16 protein-coding genes are annotated in these 20,338 nt (G+C 69.6%); 3 read left to right on the forward strand and 13 right to left on the reverse strand.

Annotation, left to right across the window (positions count from 1 at the left end; all coding sequences use genetic code 11):
• Window positions 1-7: 7 nt before the first annotated feature.
• The 7 genes from ACK8HH_RS02110 to ACK8HH_RS02140 all read right to left on the reverse strand — a co-directional run bounded on the left by ACK8HH_RS02110 (window position 8) and on the right by ACK8HH_RS02140 (window position 8,788).
• Complete coding sequence (locus ACK8HH_RS02110; RefSeq protein ID WP_412475501.1) at window positions 8-1,606, reverse strand: acyl-CoA synthetase; 1,599 nt, start codon at window positions 1,604-1,606, stop codon at window positions 8-10.
• Between the two features lie 77 nt (window positions 1,607-1,683).
• Entirely contained in the window at window positions 1,684-3,906 is a 2,223-nt protein-coding gene (locus tag ACK8HH_RS02115) for an AAA family ATPase (RefSeq protein WP_006896963.1), read from the reverse strand.
• A 2-nt stretch (window positions 3,907-3,908) separates the two neighbouring features.
• Window positions 3,909-4,919, reverse strand: a complete 1,011-nt coding sequence (locus ACK8HH_RS02120; RefSeq protein WP_006896962.1) for a CDP-alcohol phosphatidyltransferase family protein — start codon at window positions 4,917-4,919, stop codon at window positions 3,909-3,911.
• A complete protein-coding gene (locus tag ACK8HH_RS02125; protein WP_006896961.1) occupies window positions 4,919-5,635 on the reverse strand; it encodes a phosphatidylserine decarboxylase in 717 nt (238 codons plus the stop codon). The genes ACK8HH_RS02120 and ACK8HH_RS02125 overlap by 1 nt, the downstream gene beginning before the upstream one ends.
• 217 nt (window positions 5,636-5,852) lie before the next feature.
• Window positions 5,853-6,314, reverse strand: a complete 462-nt coding sequence (locus ACK8HH_RS02130) for an SRPBCC family protein (RefSeq protein ID WP_006896960.1) — start codon at window positions 6,312-6,314, stop codon at window positions 5,853-5,855.
• A gap of 114 nt (window positions 6,315-6,428) precedes the next feature.
• Complete coding sequence (locus tag ACK8HH_RS02135) at window positions 6,429-7,547, reverse strand: acyl-CoA dehydrogenase family protein (protein ID WP_222110932.1); 1,119 nt, start codon at window positions 7,545-7,547, stop codon at window positions 6,429-6,431.
• Window positions 7,548-7,591: 44 nt separating this feature from the next.
• Window positions 7,592-8,788 (reverse strand): acyl-CoA dehydrogenase family protein, encoded by a 1,197-nt coding sequence (locus tag ACK8HH_RS02140; RefSeq protein WP_006896958.1) that lies wholly within the window; start codon window positions 8,786-8,788, stop codon window positions 7,592-7,594.
• Between the two features lie 99 nt (window positions 8,789-8,887).
• Between ACK8HH_RS02140 and ACK8HH_RS02145 the strand changes: the two genes are divergently transcribed.
• The gene (locus ACK8HH_RS02145; RefSeq protein ID WP_006896957.1) at window positions 8,888-10,294 is read left to right on the forward strand and encodes an amidase; all 1,407 of its coding nucleotides are present in this window, start codon (window positions 8,888-8,890) and stop codon (window positions 10,292-10,294) included.
• 119 nt (window positions 10,295-10,413) lie between these two features.
• Here the strand turns inward: ACK8HH_RS02145 and ACK8HH_RS02150 are convergent, their stop codons facing one another.
• The 6 genes from ACK8HH_RS02150 to ACK8HH_RS02175 form a co-directional block, all read right to left on the reverse strand.
• The gene (locus ACK8HH_RS02150) at window positions 10,414-12,042 is read right to left on the reverse strand and encodes a cation acetate symporter (protein WP_006896956.1); all 1,629 of its coding nucleotides are present in this window, start codon (window positions 12,040-12,042) and stop codon (window positions 10,414-10,416) included.
• Complete coding sequence (locus tag ACK8HH_RS02155) at window positions 12,039-12,416, reverse strand: DUF485 domain-containing protein (protein ID WP_006896955.1); 378 nt, start codon at window positions 12,414-12,416, stop codon at window positions 12,039-12,041. The genes ACK8HH_RS02150 and ACK8HH_RS02155 overlap by 4 nt, the downstream gene beginning before the upstream one ends.
• A gap of 148 nt (window positions 12,417-12,564) precedes the next feature.
• Window positions 12,565-14,313 carry a cation acetate symporter gene (locus ACK8HH_RS02160; RefSeq protein ID WP_278125970.1) on the reverse strand — a complete coding sequence of 583 codons (1,749 nt, stop codon included), beginning with the start codon at window positions 14,311-14,313 and terminating at the stop codon, window positions 12,565-12,567.
• A complete protein-coding gene (locus ACK8HH_RS02165; RefSeq protein WP_169317719.1) occupies window positions 14,310-14,654 on the reverse strand; it encodes a hypothetical protein in 345 nt (114 codons plus the stop codon). Before ACK8HH_RS02165 ends, ACK8HH_RS02160 begins: the two co-directional genes overlap by 4 nt.
• Window positions 14,655-14,732: 78 nt before the next feature.
• The gene (locus tag ACK8HH_RS02170) at window positions 14,733-15,521 is read right to left on the reverse strand and encodes a LytR/AlgR family response regulator transcription factor (RefSeq protein ID WP_006896952.1); all 789 of its coding nucleotides are present in this window, start codon (window positions 15,519-15,521) and stop codon (window positions 14,733-14,735) included.
• Window positions 15,518-16,771 (reverse strand): sensor histidine kinase, encoded by a 1,254-nt coding sequence (locus tag ACK8HH_RS02175; protein WP_278125972.1) that lies wholly within the window; start codon window positions 16,769-16,771, stop codon window positions 15,518-15,520. The genes ACK8HH_RS02170 and ACK8HH_RS02175 overlap by 4 nt, the downstream gene beginning before the upstream one ends.
• Before the next feature lie 184 nt (window positions 16,772-16,955).
• Here ACK8HH_RS02175 and phoA point away from each other — a divergent pair, with 184 nt between their 5' ends.
• Both phoA and groL read left to right on the forward strand, forming a co-directional pair.
• Window positions 16,956-18,425: an alkaline phosphatase gene (phoA, locus tag ACK8HH_RS02180; protein WP_346076642.1), complete on the forward strand. Its 1,470-nt coding sequence runs from the start codon at window positions 16,956-16,958 to the stop codon at window positions 18,423-18,425.
• A 238-nt stretch (window positions 18,426-18,663) separates the two neighbouring features.
• Entirely contained in the window at window positions 18,664-20,286 is a 1,623-nt protein-coding gene (gene groL, locus ACK8HH_RS02185) for a chaperonin GroEL (protein ID WP_006896949.1), read from the forward strand.
• Window positions 20,287-20,338: the final 52 nt, after the last annotated feature.

The following is a 20,338-nucleotide window of genomic DNA, read 5'->3' on the forward strand; positions in this document are numbered from 1 at the left end:
TGACGCGTCAGTCCTGCGAGGCCACCGCCGCATGCGCCGTCCGGAGGTCCTTCTTCAGGATCTTGCCCGACGGGTTCTTCGGCAGGGCGTCGGCGAAGATGACGTACTTCGGCCGCTTGTAACCGGCGAGGACGCCTTCGAGGTGGGCGTTCACGTCGTCCTCGGTCAGCTCGACGCCGTCCTTGCTCACGATCACCGCCGTCACCGCCTCGATCCACTTGGGATGGGGAACACCGAACACCGCGACCTCGGCGACGCCGTCGAGCAGGTAGATCGCCTCCTCCACCTCGCGGGAGGCGACGTTCTCACCGCCGGTTTTGATCATGTCCTTCTTGCGGTCGACCACCGAGAGGTAGCCGTCGGCGTCGATGATCCCGAGGTCGCCGGAGTGGAACCAGCCGTTTCGGAATGCGGCCGCGGTCTTCTCCTCGTCGTTGAAGTAGCCCAGACAGGCGTGCGGACTGCGGTGAACGATCTCGCCGACCTCGCCCGTCGGCACCGGATTGTCCTCGTCGTCGACCACGTGGGTCTCCACGTTGAGCGAGGCGCGGCCGGCCGATCCGGCGCGCTCGATCTGCTCGTGTGGTTGCAGGATGGTGGCCAGCGGACTCATCTCGGTCTGGCCGTAGAAGTTCCAGAGCCGGACGTCGGGCAGGCGCCGGCTCATCTCCCGCAGGACCTCGACGGGCATCGGCGAGGCCCCGTAGTAACCCTTCTTCAGCGAGGAGAGGTCTCGGGTGTCGAAGTCGGGATGGCGCAGCAGTGAGATCCACACGGTGGGCGGACAGAACAGTTTGGTGGCGCGGTGCGTCTCGATCGCGGCCAGCAGGGCCGCCGGCTCCGGGCTCGGCAGGATGATGCTCGTGGCGCCGAGGTAGACGTCCACCGACAGGAAGCAGTCGAGCTGGGCGCAGTGGTAGAGGGGCAGGGAGTGCACCTCGATGTCGTCGGCGGACATGCCGCCGTCGATGATGCACGAGACGTACTGGGACACCAGTGATTTCGAGGATAAGAGCACGCCCTTGGGACGAGACTCGGTCCCGGAGGTGAACATCATCCGCACCGGATCATCGTCTTCGACGAGAACGTCGGGGACCGAGGCGTCGTCGTGGGCGATCCAGGAGGCGACATCCTCCCAGCCGGCTGTCGTACCGCCGGCGAGGTTGATGACGCCGCGCACCGCGTCGCCGCCGGAGGAGGCGTCGACCGCCGCGCCGACGGTCTCCGTGAGCGCGTCTTCGGAGACGACGATGCGGGATCCGGAGTGCGAGAGGATGAACGCGATCTCGTCGACGCCGAGGCCGAAATTGATCGGCACCAGAATCGCGCCGAGCCGGGCCACCGCGAAGTTCAGCACGGCGAACTGCCAGCAATTGTGACTCACCAGAGCGAGGCGGTCGCCCTTGCCGAGTCCGCGGGCGGTGAGGGCGTTGGCGCAGCGGTTCACCGCGTCGTCGAACTCGGCGAAGGTGAGCGTGGTGTCGCCGTTGACGACGGCGGTCTTATCCGGGCTGCGCAGGGCGGTGCGGCGTAGCAGTCCGCCGATGGTGTGCGAGCGGGCGACGTCGATCGCCCGCGTGGTCTCGACGCTGAAACCAGTGGTCACGTGTACTCCTCGGGAGGGTTACTGGGCATTCCCAGTAAGTGTCGCCCAGAAGTGACACGAATTACTAGGGCTTCCTACTAATTGTCTCGATCGCGGCGCTCGGCGTAGGCCTCGAGTTCGGCGACCTGCTGAGGATCCAGCGACGGCCGGACCGCTCGCCGGGCGGTCGCGACGTCGTCGGCGGTCACCGTCGCCGCGTCGATGTCCCGGCGCATGGCGGCCAGTGCCGACTCCCGCAGGACGGCGGCGCAATCGGCCGCCGAATACCCCTCCAGTTCGGCGGCGAGCGCCTCGAGGTCGACGTCCGGCATCGGAATGCTGCGGGCGGCGGCGCGGAGGATGTCGGCGCGGGCGGCGGCATCGGGCGGCGGCACGAAGACGAGGCGTTCGAGGCGTCCGGGCCGCAGCAGTGCGGGGTCGACGAGGTCCGGCCGATTGGTGGCGCCGAGGACGACGACGTCGGTGAGCGGCTCGGCCCCGTCCAGTTCGGTGAGCAGCGCGGCCACCACCCGATCGGCGACGCCGGAGTCGGTGGACCCGCCGCGGCGGGGCGCGAGGGCGTCGACCTCGTCGAGGAAGATCATCGACGGCGCGCTCTCGCGGGCGCGGTCGAAGAGGTCGCGGACGGCGCGCTCGGACGATCCGACCCACTTGTCGAGCAGTTCGGCGCCCTTCACGCTGTGGACCGACAGCCGGCCCGACGCGGCCAGTGCCCGGACGACGAAGGTCTTGCCGCAGCCGGGCGGTCCGTACAGCAGGACGCCGCGCGGCGGCTGCACACCCAGGCGGGTGAAGGTGTCGGGATGCTGCAGCGGCCAGAGCACCGCCTCGGTGAGGGCCTGCCGGGTCTCCACCATGTCGCCGACGTCGTCGAGCGTGATGGATCCGAGTGCCACGTCGGGGGATTCGAGTCGGGACGCCGGGCGGATCACGCCGAGCGCGGCATCGAGGTCGTCGGTGCGCAAGGCGGCGGGAGAGCCGTCGCGCGTGGCGCGCGCGGCCGCCCGCAGTGCGGCGTCGCGGGTCAGGGCGGCGAGGTCTGCGGCCACGAAACCGGGAGTGCGTGCGGCGACGGAGTCGAGGTCGAGGCGGCCGTCGGTGGGTGCCTGCGAGAGGATCGCACCGAGCAGTTTGGCGCGTTGGGCGGCGTCGGGCAGACCGATGGCGAGTTCGCGGTCGCACAGATCGGGCTCGCGGACCCGGCTGTCGAGGCCGGACGGGTCGGACGTGGTGGCGACGAGCGCGACGGCACCGTCGGCGACGGCGGCGCGCAGGTCCTGCAGGATCAGCGTCGACACCGGGTCGGCCTGTGCGGGCAAGAGCTTGTCGATGTCGGTCACCAGCAGCACACCGCCGCCGGTGAGCCGGCTCAGAGCGCCGGTGACGGCGGCGCGTCGGTCGTCGGCGGCGAGAGCGCCGGTGGAGGGCCCGTCGACCTCGACCAGCGGGCGGCGGGCGCACACGGCCCGGACCACCGTCGCCTTTCCGACTCCGGCGGGCCCCGAGACGAGGACGCCGAGCCGAGGCTGTGCGCCGAGGGCGCGCAGCACGTCCGGATTGTCGAGAGTCACCTGGAGCCATTCGCTCAGCCTGGCGACCTGCGTGTCGACCCCGACCAGTTCCGACACCGGTCGGACGTGCGCGTCCGGCTCCGCGGCGGTCGCGGTCGGGGCAGTGAGGGTGCTCGGAGTGGCCGGCGTCGCCGCGGCGGTCGGGGCCGGAGGCACCGCGCCCGGAGTCCGGGCGTCCGTCTCCCACAGGACCGCGGTGTTGGTCTGCACGCTCACCGGGCCGGCGGGGGCGGTGGCCGTCACGGTCAGCAACTCGTTGGTCCAGGTGATCCCCACCGAACGCGCGAGGGACCGGGTGGCCTCGGCGGCGGTGAGTTCGGGACCCAGATCGCGGGGCAGCAGCGAGACGGTGTCGCCGACGCTCACGACCTTGCCGAGCAGAGCCCGGCGCAGCGTCGCCTCGCTCACCGATGCACTCGCCAGCCGTGAGCCTCGGACACTCACGCGCGCGGCGCCGTGCACCACCACCGGTGCCACCGCGACCCCCGAGTTCTCGCGGATCCCCAGATTCGACAGCGTCAGGTCGTCGAGCAGGACCAGACCGGTGGGGGAACCGGGCGGCGCGGCGGCGACGACCGCCGCGCTCGTGCGCGCGCCGACCAGCGAGACAGCGTCCCATTCACGCAGCGACAGGGCGGCGAGCACCTCCGGATGCACCCGTACGATGCCGCGGCGCGAGTCGGCCGCGGAGGTGTTGAGCCGGGCGGTGAGCGTCAGCGTCGGGTTCACCGTCAGTCCTCGCGCCGCGCCGGGGGTCGGCGCAGACCCAGCCGCGCATTGGAACGCGCGGGGATCACTCGCCTGCGGGTGCCGTCCGCGACCGCCTGCCGGCGCTCGTCTCGGCGCTGGAGCCTGCGGTCGCGGGCGGGGGCCTCCCAGTGCTCCGGGTGCGCCGCCACCCAGCGCTGCGTGCGCCAGGCGAACGGGATGTGGATGAGGTAGGCGGCCACGCCGATCACCATCAGCAGATACGGGAACGTGAACAGCAGCGCTCCGGCCGCTGCGACCAGGAACAGCAGACCCGCCAGTGAACTCGGCCTGATCTTGACCGACTTGAGCGACAGGGTCGGGATGCGGCTGACGGCGAGGAACCCGATGAACAGCAGCCAGGCGCCGACCGCGGGCACCGACACCCACCATCCGTGACCGAAGTGCTGCTGCAGCCCGATCGGCAGCAGCGCCATCACCGCCGCCGCCGGCGCCGGCACACCGACGAAGTAGTCCTTGGTGTAGCTGGGCGCGCTGTCGTCGTCGAGAAGGGTGTTGAACCGGGCCAGTCGCAGGACCACCGCCACGCAGAACAGGAGCGCGAGCACCCAGCCGAAATCCTGCGCCGCAGAGCCCGCGTTGTCGCGCAAGACCACCGAGTACACGATCAGCGCGGGGGCGACGCCGAAGTTGATGGCGTCGGCCAGTGAATCGACCTCGGCACCGATCTTGGTCGAGGCGTCCATCATGCGGGCGACGCGACCGTCGAGTCCGTCGAAGACGGCGGCCAGGACCAGCAGACCCATCGCGAGGTCGACCTGGCCGGCATCGGCCGAACGCACGGCGGTGAGGCCGGAGCAGATCGCGAGGATCGTGAGCGTGGACGGGACCAGCATGCGTCCCGCGCGCGCCGACCGGGCGGCACGGGAGGCCCGCGAGCGGGCCTCGGGGTCGGACGACGGCGTCGACGTGCGGCGCCGCAGTCGTCTGCCGGACTTGTTGGTGGGATTACGGTGCGGACGGCTCCTGGCCATCAGGGCAGCTCCGCGACAACGGTCTCGGCGCCGACCGCGCGCTGGCCGAGTGCGACCCGGACGTCGCTGCCCTCGGGGAGGTAGACGTCCACACGCGAGCCGAACCGGATCAGTCCGTAGGTGTCGCCGAGACTCAGGACCTCGCCCGGGGCGGGTTCGCAGACGATGCGGCGGGCGAGAAGTCCGGCGATCTGCACCACGCCGACTCGCGGACCGGTTCCGTCTGGGCCGGTGGCGATGGTCATCGCGGTGCGTTCGTTCTCACTGCTCGCCTCCGGGAGGTCGGCGGACAGGAACTTGCCGGGGGTGTGCTGCACGGACAGCACCCGGCCGGCGATCGGAACCCGCTGGACGTGGACGTCGAAGACCGACAGGAAGGTGCACACACGCGGTACGGGCCGGTCGCCGAGCCCCAGTTCGGGCAGCGGCACGGCCTCGTCGACGAGGGCGATGGTGCCGTCGGCGGGCGCGACCACCAGCCCGTCGCCGGTCGGAGGCACACGGTTCGGGTGCCGGAAGAACAGCGCGGAGGCGCCCGCGGCGGCCCACGCAGGTCGCGCGATCCAGCGGTGCCTGCGGCCCAGCAGCGCGAGGGCGGCCGGGGCGGCGACGAACGGCACGCCCGCCGGATGCAGCGGTGGAACCGTTTCGCGGATCAGGTCCACGATGTGGGCGAGGCCTTCGCGGTCGTCGGGTCGGGCGGGACGTCGGGCCACCGGTTCTGCGCTCCTAGTTCGAGGTCGCTGCGTCGGGTCGTTCAGGTCGCAGCGCAAGTGCTTTCAGCTTAATCGTCCGCGGGCCGCGGGTCGCATCTCGTCGAGCACGCACACAGATCCCCGCTCAGCGGGCCGCCGCCGGGATCGGCGGGCGGTGGCTGAGCGGGGATCTGTGGGTTCGGTCCATGCGCGCCCGAATGCGCGCAGATGGCGGTGGTCAGGCGGTCTGCGCAGCGCGCTTGATCTTGCCGAGGGTCTCGCGGATTCCCGCGGCCAGTTCCGCCTCGAACGACTTCTCGCCGCCCATCACCTTGTCGACGAGGGTGGAGGAGATCTTGGTGGTCTGCCCGCCCGGCACCGTGCGGCTCTCCGTGAGTCGCACGCCCGAGTCGGTCGGCTCGATCCGGAACGACCACACGGTCCGGTTGTCGAGCACGCGGAAGGCCAGCTCCTTGTTGGGCTCGAAGGTGACGACCTTCGATCGCGTGGGCCACACGAGCGGGCCGCGGCGGTTCACGTTCAGCGTGGTGGTGCCGAGTTTCACGTCACCGCCGAAGATGATCATCTTCTTGCACTGGGGGCTCCATTCGCCCATGCGGCGCAGATCGCTGACGACGGACCAGACCTTCTCCGGGCTGGCGTCGATCTCGATGGAGTCCTCGATGAGGGGTGCGGCCATTGTTGCCTCCGTTTCGATCGCGCCGAGCGGCTCGGCGCTGGGGTTTCGGTCACCTTAGTACATGTGACCGACGGTCACAGATTCGGTGGCCCGCCGTTCGGGCCGGGCGCAGGCTCAACCCACGGTGACCATGTCCCACTCGCCGATCGACGCCGAAAGCCGCTGGAGATGACTGTCGGCGTCGCCCAGGGTGTGCCCGATCGCGGTGAGCCGGCTGACGTAGTGCGCCACCGGATACTCGGCCGTCATTCCGATGCCGCCGTGCATCTGGATCGACTCCTGCCCGATGTGCCTGCCCGAACGGCAGATCTGCAGTTTGGCGCGGGAGGCGATGACGGGGTCCACGCGGCCCTCCGCGAGCGCCGCCGTCGCGTAGACGCTGAGGCTGGTCGCCAACTCGAGCGAGACGTACATGTCGGCGGCGCGGTGGGTCAGCGCCTGGAAGGTCGCCAGCGGAACTCCGAACTGCTTGCGGGTCTTCAGATATCCGGTGGTCATCTCCAGCGACGCCCGCATGGCTCCGACCGCCTCCGCGCACAGGGCGGTCTGGGCGAGCACCTCCACCTCGGCGATGACGGCGGTGGCGTCGCCGGAACCGAGGCGGGTGGCCGGCGCACCGTCGAATTCGATCTGTGCGCCACGGCGGCGGTCGTGGGTGCGGTAGCCGGTGCGCGTCAGGCCCTCGGCCGTCCCGTCCACCAGGTAGAGACCCACCTGGCCGGCCTCGTCGCGGGCCGAGACCACCAGGGTGTCGGCGCAGTCGCCCGCGGCGACCAGCGACTTGGTGCCCGTCAACCGGCCGTCGGCGAAGGACGTGGCGATCGCGAACGCCGGCCAGCGATCACCGTTCTCGTGGTGGGCGAAGGCGCAGAGCCGCTCGCCCGACGAGAGGCCGCCGATGAGTTCGGCTCGGGTCTCGGGGTCGGCGGTGCGGGTCACCAGCAGTCCGGGTACCACGACGGCGTCGAGGAACGGTTCGGGTGCGATCGTCGCGCCGAACTCGCCCATCACCGGTGCGAGTTCCTCGGGTCCGGCGCCGGTGCCGCCGTCGGCCTCGTCGAATACCAGACCCAGGATGCCGATCTCGGCGAGCGCCGACCACACGTCGCGGCTCCAGCCCAGTTCGGTGTCGGTGACCGCGCGCAGGTTCTCGATGTCGCCGTATTTTCTGCCCAGTACGTCGCGGACGGTGTCGCGCAACAGGACCTGTTCCTCAGAGAGTTCGAATTCCATTGTCTTCCTTGTGAAGTGGTATCGGAGTCGGGGTGTCTGCGCGATCAGAGGCCGAGTACGGCCTTGTCGATGATCTGCCGCTGGACCTCCGAGGACCCGCCGTAGATCGTCACCTTCCGGTGGTTGAGATACGCCGGGACGGTCAGCTGGGCCCAGTCGGGGCTCAGGATCTCCGCGGGGTCGCCCTCCGCGGCGGAGTCGATCGCCGACACCGGAAGCGAGTCGGGTCCGGCGATGTCGGCGAGCAGTTCGGTGGCGTCCTGCTGCAGCTGGGAGCCGCGGAGCTTCAGCAGCGACGACGCCGGATTCGGCTTCCCGTCGGCCGATCCGGCGACCACCCGGAGCTGGGTGATCTCCAGCGCCAGCAGCTCGTTCTCCAGGTTCGCGAGCCGCGCGGCGAAGAGCGGATCGTCCAGCAGCGTGCCGGCGGCGGTGCGAGTCCGGGCGGCGAGCTTCTTGGCCCTGGCGACCTTGGTCTTGGTCCATCCGACGCGGGCGATGCCCGACCGCTCGTTGCCGAGGAGGAACTTCGCGATCGTCCAGCCGAGGTTCTCCTCGCCGACCAGGTTCTCCGCCGGGACGCGGACGTCGGAGAAGAAGACCTCGTTGACCTCGTAGCTGCCGTCGATCAACTGGATCGGCCGGATCTCGACACCGGGCGTGTCCATGGGGAAGAGGAAGAAGCTGATGCCCGCCTGCTTCTTCACGTCCGGGTCGGTCCGGGCCAGAGCGAAGATCCAGTCGGCGTACTGCCCCAGCGTGGTCCACGTCTTCTGTCCGTTGATGACGTAGTGGTCGCCGTCCCGGACCGCGCGGGTCTTCAGCGATGCGAGGTCGGAGCCGGCCTCGGGTTCGGAGAAGCCCTGACACCACCAGATGTCGAGGTTCGCGGTGGCGGGCAGGAACTTCTCCTTCTGCTCCTGCGACCCGAACTGCGCGATGACCGGGCCCACCATGCCCGCGTTGAAGGGGAGCAGGTCGGGCACGAAGTTGAGAGACATCTCCTCGCGCCAGATGTGATGCTGGATGGGCGTCCAGTCCCGACCGCCCCACTCCACCGGCCAGTGCGGCACGGCGTAGCCCGCCTTGTTCAGAATCCGGGTGGTGGTGACGATGTCTTCGGGGTAGTTCAGCGCACCGGCCTCACATCTCTGGCGGATCTCGGCGGGGATCTCGGTGGTGAAGTAGTGGTGGAGTTCTCGGCGGAAGGCTTCTTCCTCGGGAGTGAATTGCAGCTGCATCTCTGTAGTCTTACCCGCTCGGCCGGGTCGGGAGAAGGGCTCGCGCGAGTTGACTCGGGCGGGGGCCGGAGGCGGGCGGCCTCGGCTAGCGTGATCGGCATGAAACACGTTCACTCATTCGCCGACGACTGCCTCGGTGACCTCGACGCGGTCGGGCTGGCCGCGTCCATCGCCTCCGGAGCGATCTCGGCCGCCGAGGCGGCGCGTGCCGCGCTCGCCCGGATCGACGCGGTGGAGCCGCGACTGTCGGCGGTGGCCGTCGACGATCGGGAACGCGCGTTGGCGCGGGCGGAGGCCGACGACTTCACCGGCGTGTTCGCCGGTGTGCCCTCGCTGATCAAGAACAACACCGATTTCGCAGGGATCCCGACGCTCCACGGTTCGGCGGCGGTGGCGAACGTCCCCGCGCGCGCGGACGAGGCCGTGACGCGTGAGCTCGTCGGCACGGGGCTGAACATCCTCGGTGCATCGACGATGCCGGCCTTCGGTCTCACCGCGACCACCGAGTTCGCCGACCGGCCGCCGACCCGCAATCCGTGGGACACCGACTACTCCTGCGGTGCGTCGTCGGGCGGTGCCGCGGCGCTGGTCGCGGCGGGGGCGGTGCCGATCGCGCACGCCAACGACGGCGGCGGCTCCATCCGCATCCCCGCGGCGGCGTGTGGGCTGGTCGGTCTCAAACCCACGCGGGGGCGGGTGGCGCAGGCCAAGCAGATGCACGGCCTGCCGATCGACCTGGTGAGCAACGGCGTCGTCACGCGGTCGGTTCGCGACACCGCGCACTACTACGCGGATCTGGAACGGCAGCGGGAGGTCGCCTCGCTGCCGCCGATCGGCCTGGTCGAAGGTCCGGGCCGGGCGCGGCTCCGCGTCGCACTGATCAACACGCCTCTGACCGGCCGGCTCCTGGACGACGACACCGATCGCGAGCTGGCGGCGACCGTCGAACTGCTCGAATCGCTCGGGCACCGCGTGGAATCGGTTCCGATGCCCGTCGACCGCTCGTACATCGCCCAGTTCACCGACTACTGGGCGCTGCTGGCGTTCGGCATCGATCGCATGGGCGGCAGGTCGGTGGGCAAGGGATTCGACCGCTCGCGACTGGACCCGTTCACCAAGGGGTTGTCGGCGGCCTTCCTCAAGCACTTCTACCGCCTGCCGGCGTCGGTGATGGGGCTCAAGCGGGCGACGGCGAGATTCCGCAGCGCGTTCGAGGGGTACGACGTCATCCTCTCGCCGACGCTCGCGCACGCCGTGCCGGAGATCGGCTACCTGGCGCCGGACGGCGACTTCGACGAGATCTTCGCCCGGCTCGTCGACTACGTCGCCTTCACCCCCGCGAACAACAGCAGCGGCACCCCGGCCATCACGCTGCCGCTCGGCCGGAGTGCGAACGGTCTGCCGCTCGGGATGCACTTCTCGGCCGACCTCGGAGGCGAGCGCACACTGCTCGAACTCGCCTTCGAACTCGAGGCCGCCCGGCCGTTCGCCCGCATCCAGGACTGATCCACCGGGCGTCTCCGCCCATGTCTCCGCCCACGCCGAACGCGGCCCACGCCGAACGCGGCCCACGCCGAACGCACTGTGCCCCGCCCTTGCGGACGGGGCACAGTGCGTATCGGGGGTCAGTGAGCGAGTGCGCCTTCGGCGCCCACTCCGGTGAGCGAACGGACCTCCATCTCGGCGTTGCGGCCGGGCCGGCCGCGGTCGGGCGACGTCAGCGTCCCGACGATGCCGAGCACGAAGGCCAGCGGGATCGACACGATGCCGGGATTCGACAGCGGGAACCAGGCGAAGTCGGCTCCGGGGATCATCGCCTTGGCGCCGCCGGAGACGGCGGGGGAGAAGACGATCAGGACGATGCACGAGATCAGGCCGCCGTACATGCTCCACAGTGCGCCGCGGGTGTTGAACCGCTTCCAGTAGAGCGAGTACACGATGGTCGGCAGGTTCGCCGACGCCGCGACCGCGAACGCCAGCGCGACGAGGAAGGCGATGTTCTGACCGTTGGCGAGGATGCCGAGGATGATGCTGACCACGCCGAGCACCACGATGCAGCGACGCGAGACTCGCACCTGATCGTCCTCGGATGCCTTGCCGCGCTTGATGACCGACGCGTAGATGTCATGGGCGAACGATGCCGAGGCGGTGATCGCGAGCCCGGCCACCACGGCCAGGATGGTCGCGAACGCGACGGCGGAGATCACACCCAGCAGCACCGTTCCGCCGAGTTCGAGGGCCAGCAGCGGAGCGGCGGCGTTCTCCTTGCCCGCGGCGGACAGGATCCGGTCCGGGCCCACGAGCGCGGCGGCGCCGTAGCCGAGGATCAACGTGAACAGGTAGAAGGCGCCGATGAGGGAGATCGCCCAGACCACCGAGCGGCGGGCCTCCTTGGCGGTCGGAACGGTGTAGAAGCGCATCAGCACGTGCGGCAGACCGGCGGTGCCGAGAACGAGGGCCAGGCCCAGCGACAGGAAGTTGACCTTCGACATCGTCGATCCGCCGTACTGGGCACCGGGCGCGAGGACGTCGCGCGAGGCGACGGCCTTGTCCGCCGAATCGCCCATGGCGTTCTGCGCCTGACCGAGGATCTCCGAGACGTTGAAACCGAACTTGCCCAAGACCAGGAAGGTCATCACCGCGGCACCCGCGATCAACAGGACCGCCTTGATGATCTGCACCCAGGTGGTGCCCTTCATGCCGCCGATCAGCACGTAGGCGATCATCAGCACGCCGACGACGGCGATGACGATGGACTGTCCGGTGCGGTCGTGGATGTCCAGGAGCAGTGCGACCAGGCCGCCGGCTCCCGCCATCTGCGCGAGCAGATAGAACAGCGACACCACCAGGGTCGAGAGTGCGGCGGCCATGCGGACCGGCCGCTCTTTGAGCCGGAAGCTCAGCACGTCGGCCATCGTGAACCGGCCGGTGTTGCGCAGCAGTTCGGCCACCAGCAGCAGCGCGACGAGCCAGGCCACCAGGAAGCCGATGGAGTACAGGAATCCGTCGTAGCCGTAGACGGCGATCGCGCCGGCGATGCCGAGGAAGCTGGCGGCCGAGAGGTAGTCGCCCGAGATGGCGATGCCGTTCTGCGGGCCGGAGAACCCGCCGCCGGCGGTGAAGAACTCGGAGGCCGAGGCGTTCTTCCGGTTGGCGCGGATGACGACGATCATGGTCACCGCGACGAATGCGACGAAGATCGAGATGTTGATGGCCGGGTTGCCGACGGTCTCGGCGGCGAGCACGTGGTTCATCGCTGCGCCTTTCCGGCCGTCGAGTAGGTGCCGTCCGCGAAGTTCTCGCGGATGGCCTCCGACTGCGGATCCAGATCGCGGTTGGCGAACCGGACGTACAGGAATGTGATGCCGAACGTGGTGACGAACTGCAGCAGTCCGAGGATGAGGCCCACGTTGATGTTGCCCCAGACCGGGGTGGCCATGAAGTCGTGCGCGAAGGCTCCGAGGATGACGTAGCCCGCGTACCAGAGGAGGAAGAAGGCGGTCATCGGGAAGACGAAGCGGCGCAGCGCGGTGCGCAACCTCTGGAACTCTGGGCTGGCCTGCGCGACGAGGAACTCGTCCTGGGAAGGACTGACGTCCTTCGGCGCGGCATGATCGGTGACGGTCACGATCACTCCTTTGCTGGTGTGCTGCGGGGATGTAGCTGCACAAAGCATGAGTGAGACGACAGTCACGGGTAATGTCGTCTGTGACCTGAGCGACGAGCCATGGCGGCCGTGCGGTGAACGGTCGCCGCCGCCCGATGAACGGTAGCGGTCAGTCCTGCGCCGACGGGGTCCGTTCCACCCCGAGCCCGAGCCGTTCGGGCACGTGCATCCGAGCGAAGGCCGCGCCGGTGACCGCCGGGATCCGCGACCTGGTGGCCAGGCTGACGAGGACCATCGTGGCGAAGGTCAGGGGAACGGTGACCGCCGCGGGGAACCCGGCGATCACCGACAGCCAGCCGGCGCCCGCACCCTCGTCGATCGCCCCGGTCACCGCTACTCCGACCGCCAGCGCGGACGTGGTCGCGCCCACACAGAGTCCGGCGATCGCACCGGCGGCGGTGAGTCCGCGCCACCAGATTCCCAGCACCAGCAGTGGGCACAGCGTGGACGCCGAGACCGCGAAGACCAGGCCCACCGACCGTGACAACTCCAGTGTCCCGGCGTTGAGGGCGATCACGATCGGCACCGCCCCGCCGAGCAGAGCGCAGATGCGGAAGCTGCGGACTCCCGGGGGCATCAGGTCGGTCGACATCACGCCGGCGATGCTGACCAGCAGTCCGGACGAGGTGGCGAGGAAGGCGGCCATGGCGCCGGCGGCCACGAGCGCCGACAGCCCGATCGCCCAGGCCCCGTGCAGCGCGGAGGCGGGCAGCAGCAGGACGGCGGCGTCGGCGGTGCCGGTCGCCAAGACCTGCGGGACCCACGCGCGGGCGAGTGCGCCGAGGACGGTCGGGAAGAGGTAGAAGACCGCCAGCGCCGCGATCACGTTCAACGCCGTCCGCCGCGCCGCACGGCCGTCGGGATTGGTGTAGAACCGCACGAGCACGTGCGGCAAGCCCATCGCGCCCAGGAAGGTCGCCACGATCAGCGAGAGCACCTGATAGAGCGGATGGCCCCCGCCCAGGCCGCCGCCCGATTCCATCCAGGCCGACCCGGTCTGCGGCGCGTTCGCCACCACCGGGGTCGCGGCGCCCTCGGCGAGGTCGATGACCGCGCCGCGATCGAGACGGTGCGTGCCCGCGCTCAACGGCTGGTCGACGACCGCGACGCGGTCCACGTCGCCGGTCGCCCGAACGCCCGCCGGGTCGGTCACCGTCACCTCCACCGGGGTGTCGACCCGGACGGTGGTGTCCGCGGACACCCGCGGTGGCAGCGGATCGCCGAGGCGCTGCGGGCTGTTCAGAAACACCGCGGCCAGCACCAGCGCGGGGATCGCGACGGCGGTGAGCTTGAGCCAGTACTGGATCGCCTGCGCGAAGGTCACCGATCGCATGCCAGCGCCGACCACGTTCACGATCACCAGCAGTCCGGTCGCGGTGACCCCGACCCACGGCGGCACGTGCAGCAGGATGTTCAGGGTCAGCCCGGCGCCCTGCAACTGCGGCACCAGGTACAGCACGCAGATCACGATCACCACGACCATCGCGGCCTTGCGCGCCCGAGTCGAGGCCAGCCGGAACTCGGCGAAGTCGGGCACGGTGTACGCGCCCGACCGGCGCAGCGGAGCGGCGGCGAAGAGCAGCAACGAGAGGTAGCCGGCGGTGAATCCGATGGGATACCAGAGCGCGTCGGCACCGTACTTGGCGACCAATCCGGCCACGCCGAGGAACGACGCCGCCGACAGGTACTCGCCGGCGATCGCCGCGGCGTTCCATCCCGCGCCGATGCTGCGCGAGGCGACCAGGAAGTCGGACGTCGACCGCGAGCCGCGTCCGCCGTAGGCGCCGACCGCGACGGTGCCGAGGGCCGCGAGTAGGACGGCGGCCACCGTCAGTGCCGCGACGTGCTCGGTTATCATCGCGTACCGCCGCCCGGGTCGTCGCCGCTGTCGGAGTCGGCGTCCACCAGCCGGACGAAGTCGCGTTCGGCCTGCTCGGCCAGCCGGATGTACAGGCGACCCGCCAGATACAGGAGCGGAAGGGGCAGCAGGCCGAGGATCAGCCAGTTCAGGCGCAGACCGAAGACCGTCGCGTCGGCGAACGGTTCGACGGTCGCGCCGATCAGCGGGATGGCGACGAAGATCGCGAGGACGGCCACGCCGAGCCGCAGCGCCAGCGCCAACTGGGCGCGGACCAGTCCGCGGACCAGATGCTCGCCGACGCCGGTCTGCTCGGCCACCTGCACTCGGGTGCGGACCATGCGCGCGCCTCGCCGCTCGGACAGGACGACGCGTTCGCGCTGTGGGGCCGGTTCACGGGCGGAGTCGGGCGCCACGGATCAGCCGTCCCGCCCGGAACGGAAGGTCCGCATCGGGTCACGGACCAATCGGTCCTTCAACTCGCGCACCTGCCTGCGGCTCACCGGCAGTTCCACCGCGGGCGAGGCGCCGTTGGCCCGGACCCGGACCATGGTCGACGCCCCGGTGGACCGCAGGCCGGTCACCATTGGCAGCGCCACCAGGTACGAACGGTGAACGCGTGCGAAACCTGCTCCTCCCCAGCGTGATTCGAGGGTCGAGAGAGTGACTCGGACGAGGTACGCGCCGGTGTCGGTGTGCAGTCGGGCGTAGTCGCCGACCGCCTCGATCCACGAGATGGAGTCGCGCTGCACCAGCGAGGTGATCCCGCCCGACTCCACCGGAATCACATCGTCGGCGGGTTCGTCCGGCTCCTCGGTCCGGACCGGACCCTCGCCGCCGGCGAGGGAGGCGAGGATGCGGCCCACCGCTTGATCGAGCCGTTCGGCTCGCAGTGGTTTGAGCAGATAGTCGACGGCACCGACGTCGAAGGCCTCGACCGCGCGGTCGTCATGCGCGGTGACGAAGACGATCGGCGGCGGCGCCGAGTAGTTGGCCAGGACCGCCGCCAGCTCCATGCCCGAGAGTCCCGGCATGGAGATGTCGAGGAACACCGCGTCGATCCGGCGCTCGGCGAGTTCGCGCAGCGCCTGGGTCGCGTCGGACGCCTTGTGCACCGCCGACACCGCGTCGTGACGGTTCAGCAGGTAGGTCAGTTCGTCGAGGGCGGGGATCTCGTCGTCCACGGCGAGCACGGTGAGGTCGGTCATCGGCTGCTCTCCTCCCGTCCGTCAAACCGTAGCGCGGCGGCCGGGCCTCCGGCGTGGATGCCCGCGGCGAACTTCGGGATGCGCATGCTGACTTTGGTTCCCGCTCCCACCGCCGTCTCGACGACCAGGCCGTAGTCGTTGCCGAACGCCGCGCGCAGCCGCTGGTCGACGTTCGTCAGTCCGACGTGTGCGCCGTCGGACTCTCGCGGTCCGGCCGGGTCGAGCGCGTCGATCGCACCCGTGCGCAGCAGTTCCGGATCCATGCCGACGCCGTCGTCCTCCACGCTCAGCAGACAGTCGGGTCCCGCGTTGCGCGCGACGATCGAGATGGTTCCGTCCCGGCGCCCGGCGAGGCCGTGCCGCACGGCGTTCTCCACCAGCGGCTGCAGTGCGAGAAAGGGCACGACGACGCCGAGGACCTCGGGTGCCACCTGAACCTTCACCGTCAGCCCGGGCCCGAAACGCGCTCGTTCGAGCGTGAGGTAGCGGTCGATGTTGCGGAGTTCGTCGGCCAGTACCGTGTACTCGCCCGCGGCGCGGAAGGAGTAGCGCGTGAAGTCGGCGAAGTCGAGGATCAGCTCGCGTGCGCGGTCGGGATCGGTGCGGACGAAGGATGCGATCGTGTTCAGTGCGTTGTAGATGAAATGCGGGCTGATCTGTGCGCGGAGGGCGAGGACCTCGGCGCGATCCAGTCGCGCGCGGGAGGCGTCGAGCTCGGCGAGCTGCAGTTGGCTGGCCGCATAGCGTGCGACCTCGGTGATGGCGCCGATACGGCCGGGGCCGGGCTCGGTCACCGATGCCACGACCAGTGCGCCGATGCCGATGCCGTCGGCCATCAGCGGCGCGGCCAGGAGACTGCGCAGGGGACCGACGCCGTCCGCGGGATCTCGCTGCACGCAGTGGCGGCCGTTCGCGAGCGTGTCGGCGGCCAGCGCGGCGGCCGCCGAGCGCATCGGCGGGGTCCACAGCTGTTCGTCGCCGTCGAAGGTCAGGAGCGATCCCTCGGCGTCGTAGAGCGCGAGTCCGTCGGCGCCGGTGAGCGCCCGCAACGGGCCGGCCGCCTCTGCCGCCGACTCGGCGGTGAGACCGCGGCGGAGCGGCCGGGCGGCCAGCGCCGCCGTGTGCAGGGTGTCGTGCACGGCGCGCTCGTGGGGTGTGCTCACCACTCGGCGCGTGCGCAGTGCGACGACGATCAGGACCGTCGCCAGCGCGACGCCGAGAACGGCGATCGCGATCAACTCACCCGACATGCGCAATCACGAATCGACGCTAGCAAGCGTGTCTCGCGGTCGACGCCGGATCGCCGGGCCGCAGGCGGATTCACCGGGCGTTCGCCTCCGGTACGCCGGATCGACTCGGGCGGGCACCCGCTCGTCGAATGGAGTTCGGTTCGAGGCCGACGGCCGTTCATATGCGACTGTTGGCATACCTTTCATGGCTCAGAACCTGGAGAAGAAGGCCCGCAGAGCGGGCGCACTCGCGGCAGCAGCTCTCGGACTCACCGGAGTGCTCGGCGCGTGCTCGGTCGGCGTCGACGGCGACAAGGCCGCAGACGTCGACATCTCGCGCGCGGCCACCGGCGACATCACGGTGCACGGCGGTGCCCGGCGGCTGGCGGAGGATCAGACGCAGGCGATCGCCGATTCGATTCAGAAGTCGGGAGCCAAGAACGTCATCCTGATCATCGGTGACGGCACCGCGAACCAGGAACTGACCCTGGCTCGCAACTACCAGTGGGGTGCGGCCGGCGCGATCCCCGGTATCGACGAGCTTCCGCTGAGCGGTGACTACACCACGTACTCGTTGAACAGGGACACCCACAAGCCCGATTACACGACCGACTCGGCGGCCTCCGGCACGGCGTGGTCGACGGGGACGAAGACGTACAACGGCGCTGTCGGCGTCGACGTGAACGGGGTGCCGCAACGCACGATCCTGGAGATCGCCCGCGCCAACGGTCTGCGCACCGGAGACGTCACGACCACCGAGCTGCAGGATGCGACGCCTGCCGTGCAGGTGGCCCACGTGACTCAGCGCAAGTGCTACGGCCCGAAGGAGACCACCGAGAAGTGCCCGGAGAACGCGCTCGAGAACGGCGGCGCGGGATCGATCACCGAACAGCTCCTGGCGGCCCGCCCCGACGTCACGTTCGGCGGCGGGTGGGCCACCTTCGCGCAGACGGCCACGGCGGGCCGATACCAGGGGAAGACGCTCGAGGCGCAGGCCAAGGAGCGCGGCTATCAGATCGTCCGCTCGGCGGACGAGATGCACGATGTGACCGTAGCGGACCAGGACAAGCCGGTGCTCGGTGTCTTCGCCGACGGCAACCTGCCGCGCATCTGGGACAAGGCGACCGCCGTCAAGGACGGCATCGAGCAGCCGCCGGTCCGGTGCGCGCCCAATCCCGCGTTCACCTCGGCCACGCCCAAGCTCGGAGACATGACTCAGAAGGCGATCGACCTGCTGAAGAACGACAAGGGGTTCTTCCTGCAGGTGGAGTCCGGGTCGGTCGACAAGGCCAACCACGACGCCGATCCGTGCGGTCAGATCGGCGAGACGGTGCAGTTGTCGGATGCGGTGAGCAAGGCGCTCGACTTCGCGAAGAAGGACAAGAACACGCTGGTGATCGTCACCGGCGACCATGCGCACACCAGCCAGGTGGTGGAACCGCATCCGGAGCTGCCGATGCCCGGACTCACCCGGCTGCTGACCGGTCGCGACGGCGACCCGATCGCGGTCAACTACGGGACCTCGCTCGAGCCGGGGGAGGAGCAGCACACCGGCGGGCAGGTCCGGATCGCGGCGTACGGTCCGGGTGCGGCCAACGTCGTCGGCCTCAGCGATCAGACCGATCCGTTCTTCTACATCACCGACCAGCTGGGACTCGACCGCACCAAGAGGTAGCGGCCCGGGACGTGGTTGCTGACCTGCTTATACGCGCCGAAGCGGCGGCCGTCGAGCTCCGGGGCCAGACCTTGCACTCTCACCATGCGAGTGCTAAAACGGAGTCTGGCACTCACGGAGTGTGAGTGCCAGGTCGGAACGGTGAGATCGGTCCAACAGACACCCCGGTCGTCCGTCGCGGGCATCGAGTCCGGCCCAGAAGACTTAGTGTCACCCCCTACCGGAGGATCACTTACCAATGGCAAAGCAGATTGCTTTCGACGAAGAGGCCCGTCGCGGACTCGAGCGCGGCCTGAACAGCCTCGCCGACACCGTCAAGGTCACCCTTGGACCGAAGGGTCGCAACGTCGTCCTGGAGAAGAAGTGGGGCGCCCCCACCATCACCAACGACGGTGTCTCGATCGCCAAGGAGATCGAACTCGAGGACCCGTACGAGAAGATCGGCGCTGAGCTGGTCAAGGAAGTCGCGAAGAAGACGGACGACATCGCCGGCGACGGCACCACCACCGCCACCGTTCTGGCACAGGCGCTGGTCCGCGAGGGTCTGCGCAACGTCGCGGCCGGCGCGAACCCGCTCGGCCTCAAGCGCGGCATCGAGAAGGCCGTCGCGGCCGTCACCGAGTCGCTGCTGAAGTCGGCCAAGGAGGTCGAGACCAAGGAGCAGATCGCTGCCACCGCGGGCATCTCCGCCGGCGACCAGTCGATCGGCGACCTGATCGCCGAGGCGATGGACAAGGTCGGCAACGAGGGTGTCATCACCGTCGAAGAGGCTCAGACCTTCGGTCTGCAGCTGGAGCTCACCGAGGGCATGCGCTTCGACAAGGGCTACATCTCGGGCTACTTCGTCACCGACGCCGACCGCCAGGAGGCCGTCCTCGAGGATCCGTACATCCTGCTCGTCTCGAGCAAGGTGTCGACCATCAAGGACCTCCTGCCGCTGCTGGAGAAGGTCATTCAGTCGGGTAAGCCGCTGGTGATCATCGCCGAGGACGTCGAGGGCGAGGCTCTCTCGACCCTGATCGTCAACAAGCTCAAGGGCACCTTCAAGTCCGTCGCCGTCAAGGCCCCGGGCTTCGGTGACCGCCGCAAGGCCATGCTGGCCGACATCGCCATCCTCACCGGTGGCGAGGTCATCAGCGAAGAGGTCGGCCTGTCGCTGGAGAGCGCCGGCCTGGAGCTGCTGGGCACCGCCCGCAAGGTCGTCGTCACCAAGGACGAGACCACCATCGTCGACGGTGCCGGCGATGCCGACGCCATCTCGGGTCGCGTCGCACAGATCCGCGGCGAGATCGAGAACAGCGACAGCGACTACGACCGTGAGAAGCTGCAGGAGCGTCTGGCCAAGCTGGCCGGCGGTGTCGCAGTCATCAAGGCCGGCGCTGCCACCGAGGTGGAGCTCAAGGAGCGCAAGCACCGCATCGAGGACGCCGTCCGCAACGCGAAGGCTGCCGTCGAAGAGGGCATCGTCGCCGGCGGCGGCGTGGCCCTGCTGCAGTCGGAGCCTGCCATCGACGGTCTCGCTCTCGAGGGCGACGAGGCCACCGGCGCCAACATCGTGAAGGTCGCTCTGGAGGCTCCGGCCAAGCAGATCGCCGTCAACGCAGGCCTCGAGCCGGGCGTCGTCGCGGACAAGGTCCGCAACTCGCCGCTCGGCACCGGCCTGAACGCGTCGACCAACACCTACGAGGACCTGCTCGCCGCGGGCATCAACGACCCGGTCAAGGTCACCCGCTCGGCGCTGCAGAACGCGGCTTCGATCGCCGGTCTGTTCCTCACCACCGAGGCCGTCGTCGCCGACAAGCCCGAAAAGGCCGCTCCGGCCATGCCGGGTGCCGACGAGATGGGCGGCATGGGCTTCTGATCTGATTCAGAACCCCCTGCGATTCCACGCAGAACGAAGGCCGGTCACCCGA

It is taken from the genome of Gordonia sp. LUNF6, from assembly GCF_047041125.1.
GTDB lineage: Bacteria > Actinomycetota > Actinomycetes > Mycobacteriales > Mycobacteriaceae > Gordonia > Gordonia sihwensis.

Bases quoted from the DNA above. Each gene is read 5' to 3' on its own strand.
- ACK8HH_RS02120 (WP_006896962.1), bottom strand. From the start codon at position 4,919: ATGGCCAGGAGCCGTCCGCACCGTAATCCCACCAACAAGTCCGGCAGA.
- ACK8HH_RS02130 (WP_006896960.1), bottom strand. From the start codon at position 6,314: ATGGCCGCACCCCTCATCGAGGACTCCATCGAGATCGACGCCAGCCCG.
- ACK8HH_RS02135 (WP_222110932.1), bottom strand. From the start codon at position 7,547: ATGGAATTCGAACTCTCTGAGGAACAGGTCCTGTTGCGCGACACCGTC.
- ACK8HH_RS02140 (WP_006896958.1), bottom strand. From the start codon at position 8,788: ATGCAGCTGCAATTCACTCCCGAGGAAGAAGCCTTCCGCCGAGAACTC.
- ACK8HH_RS02145 (WP_006896957.1), top strand. From the start codon at position 8,888: ATGAAACACGTTCACTCATTCGCCGACGACTGCCTCGGTGACCTCGAC.
- ACK8HH_RS02150 (WP_006896956.1), bottom strand. From the start codon at position 12,042: ATGAACCACGTGCTCGCCGCCGAGACCGTCGGCAACCCGGCCATCAAC.
- ACK8HH_RS02160 (WP_278125970.1), bottom strand. From the start codon at position 14,313: ATGATAACCGAGCACGTCGCGGCACTGACGGTGGCCGCCGTCCTACTC.
- ACK8HH_RS02165 (WP_169317719.1), bottom strand. From the start codon at position 14,654: ATGGTCCGCACCCGAGTGCAGGTGGCCGAGCAGACCGGCGTCGGCGAG.
- ACK8HH_RS02170 (WP_006896952.1), bottom strand. From the start codon at position 15,521: ATGACCGACCTCACCGTGCTCGCCGTGGACGACGAGATCCCCGCCCTC.
- ACK8HH_RS02175 (WP_278125972.1), bottom strand. From the start codon at position 16,771: ATGTCGGGTGAGTTGATCGCGATCGCCGTTCTCGGCGTCGCGCTGGCG.
- phoA (WP_346076642.1), top strand. From the start codon at position 16,956: ATGGCTCAGAACCTGGAGAAGAAGGCCCGCAGAGCGGGCGCACTCGCG.
- groL (WP_006896949.1), top strand. From the start codon at position 18,664: ATGGCAAAGCAGATTGCTTTCGACGAAGAGGCCCGTCGCGGACTCGAG.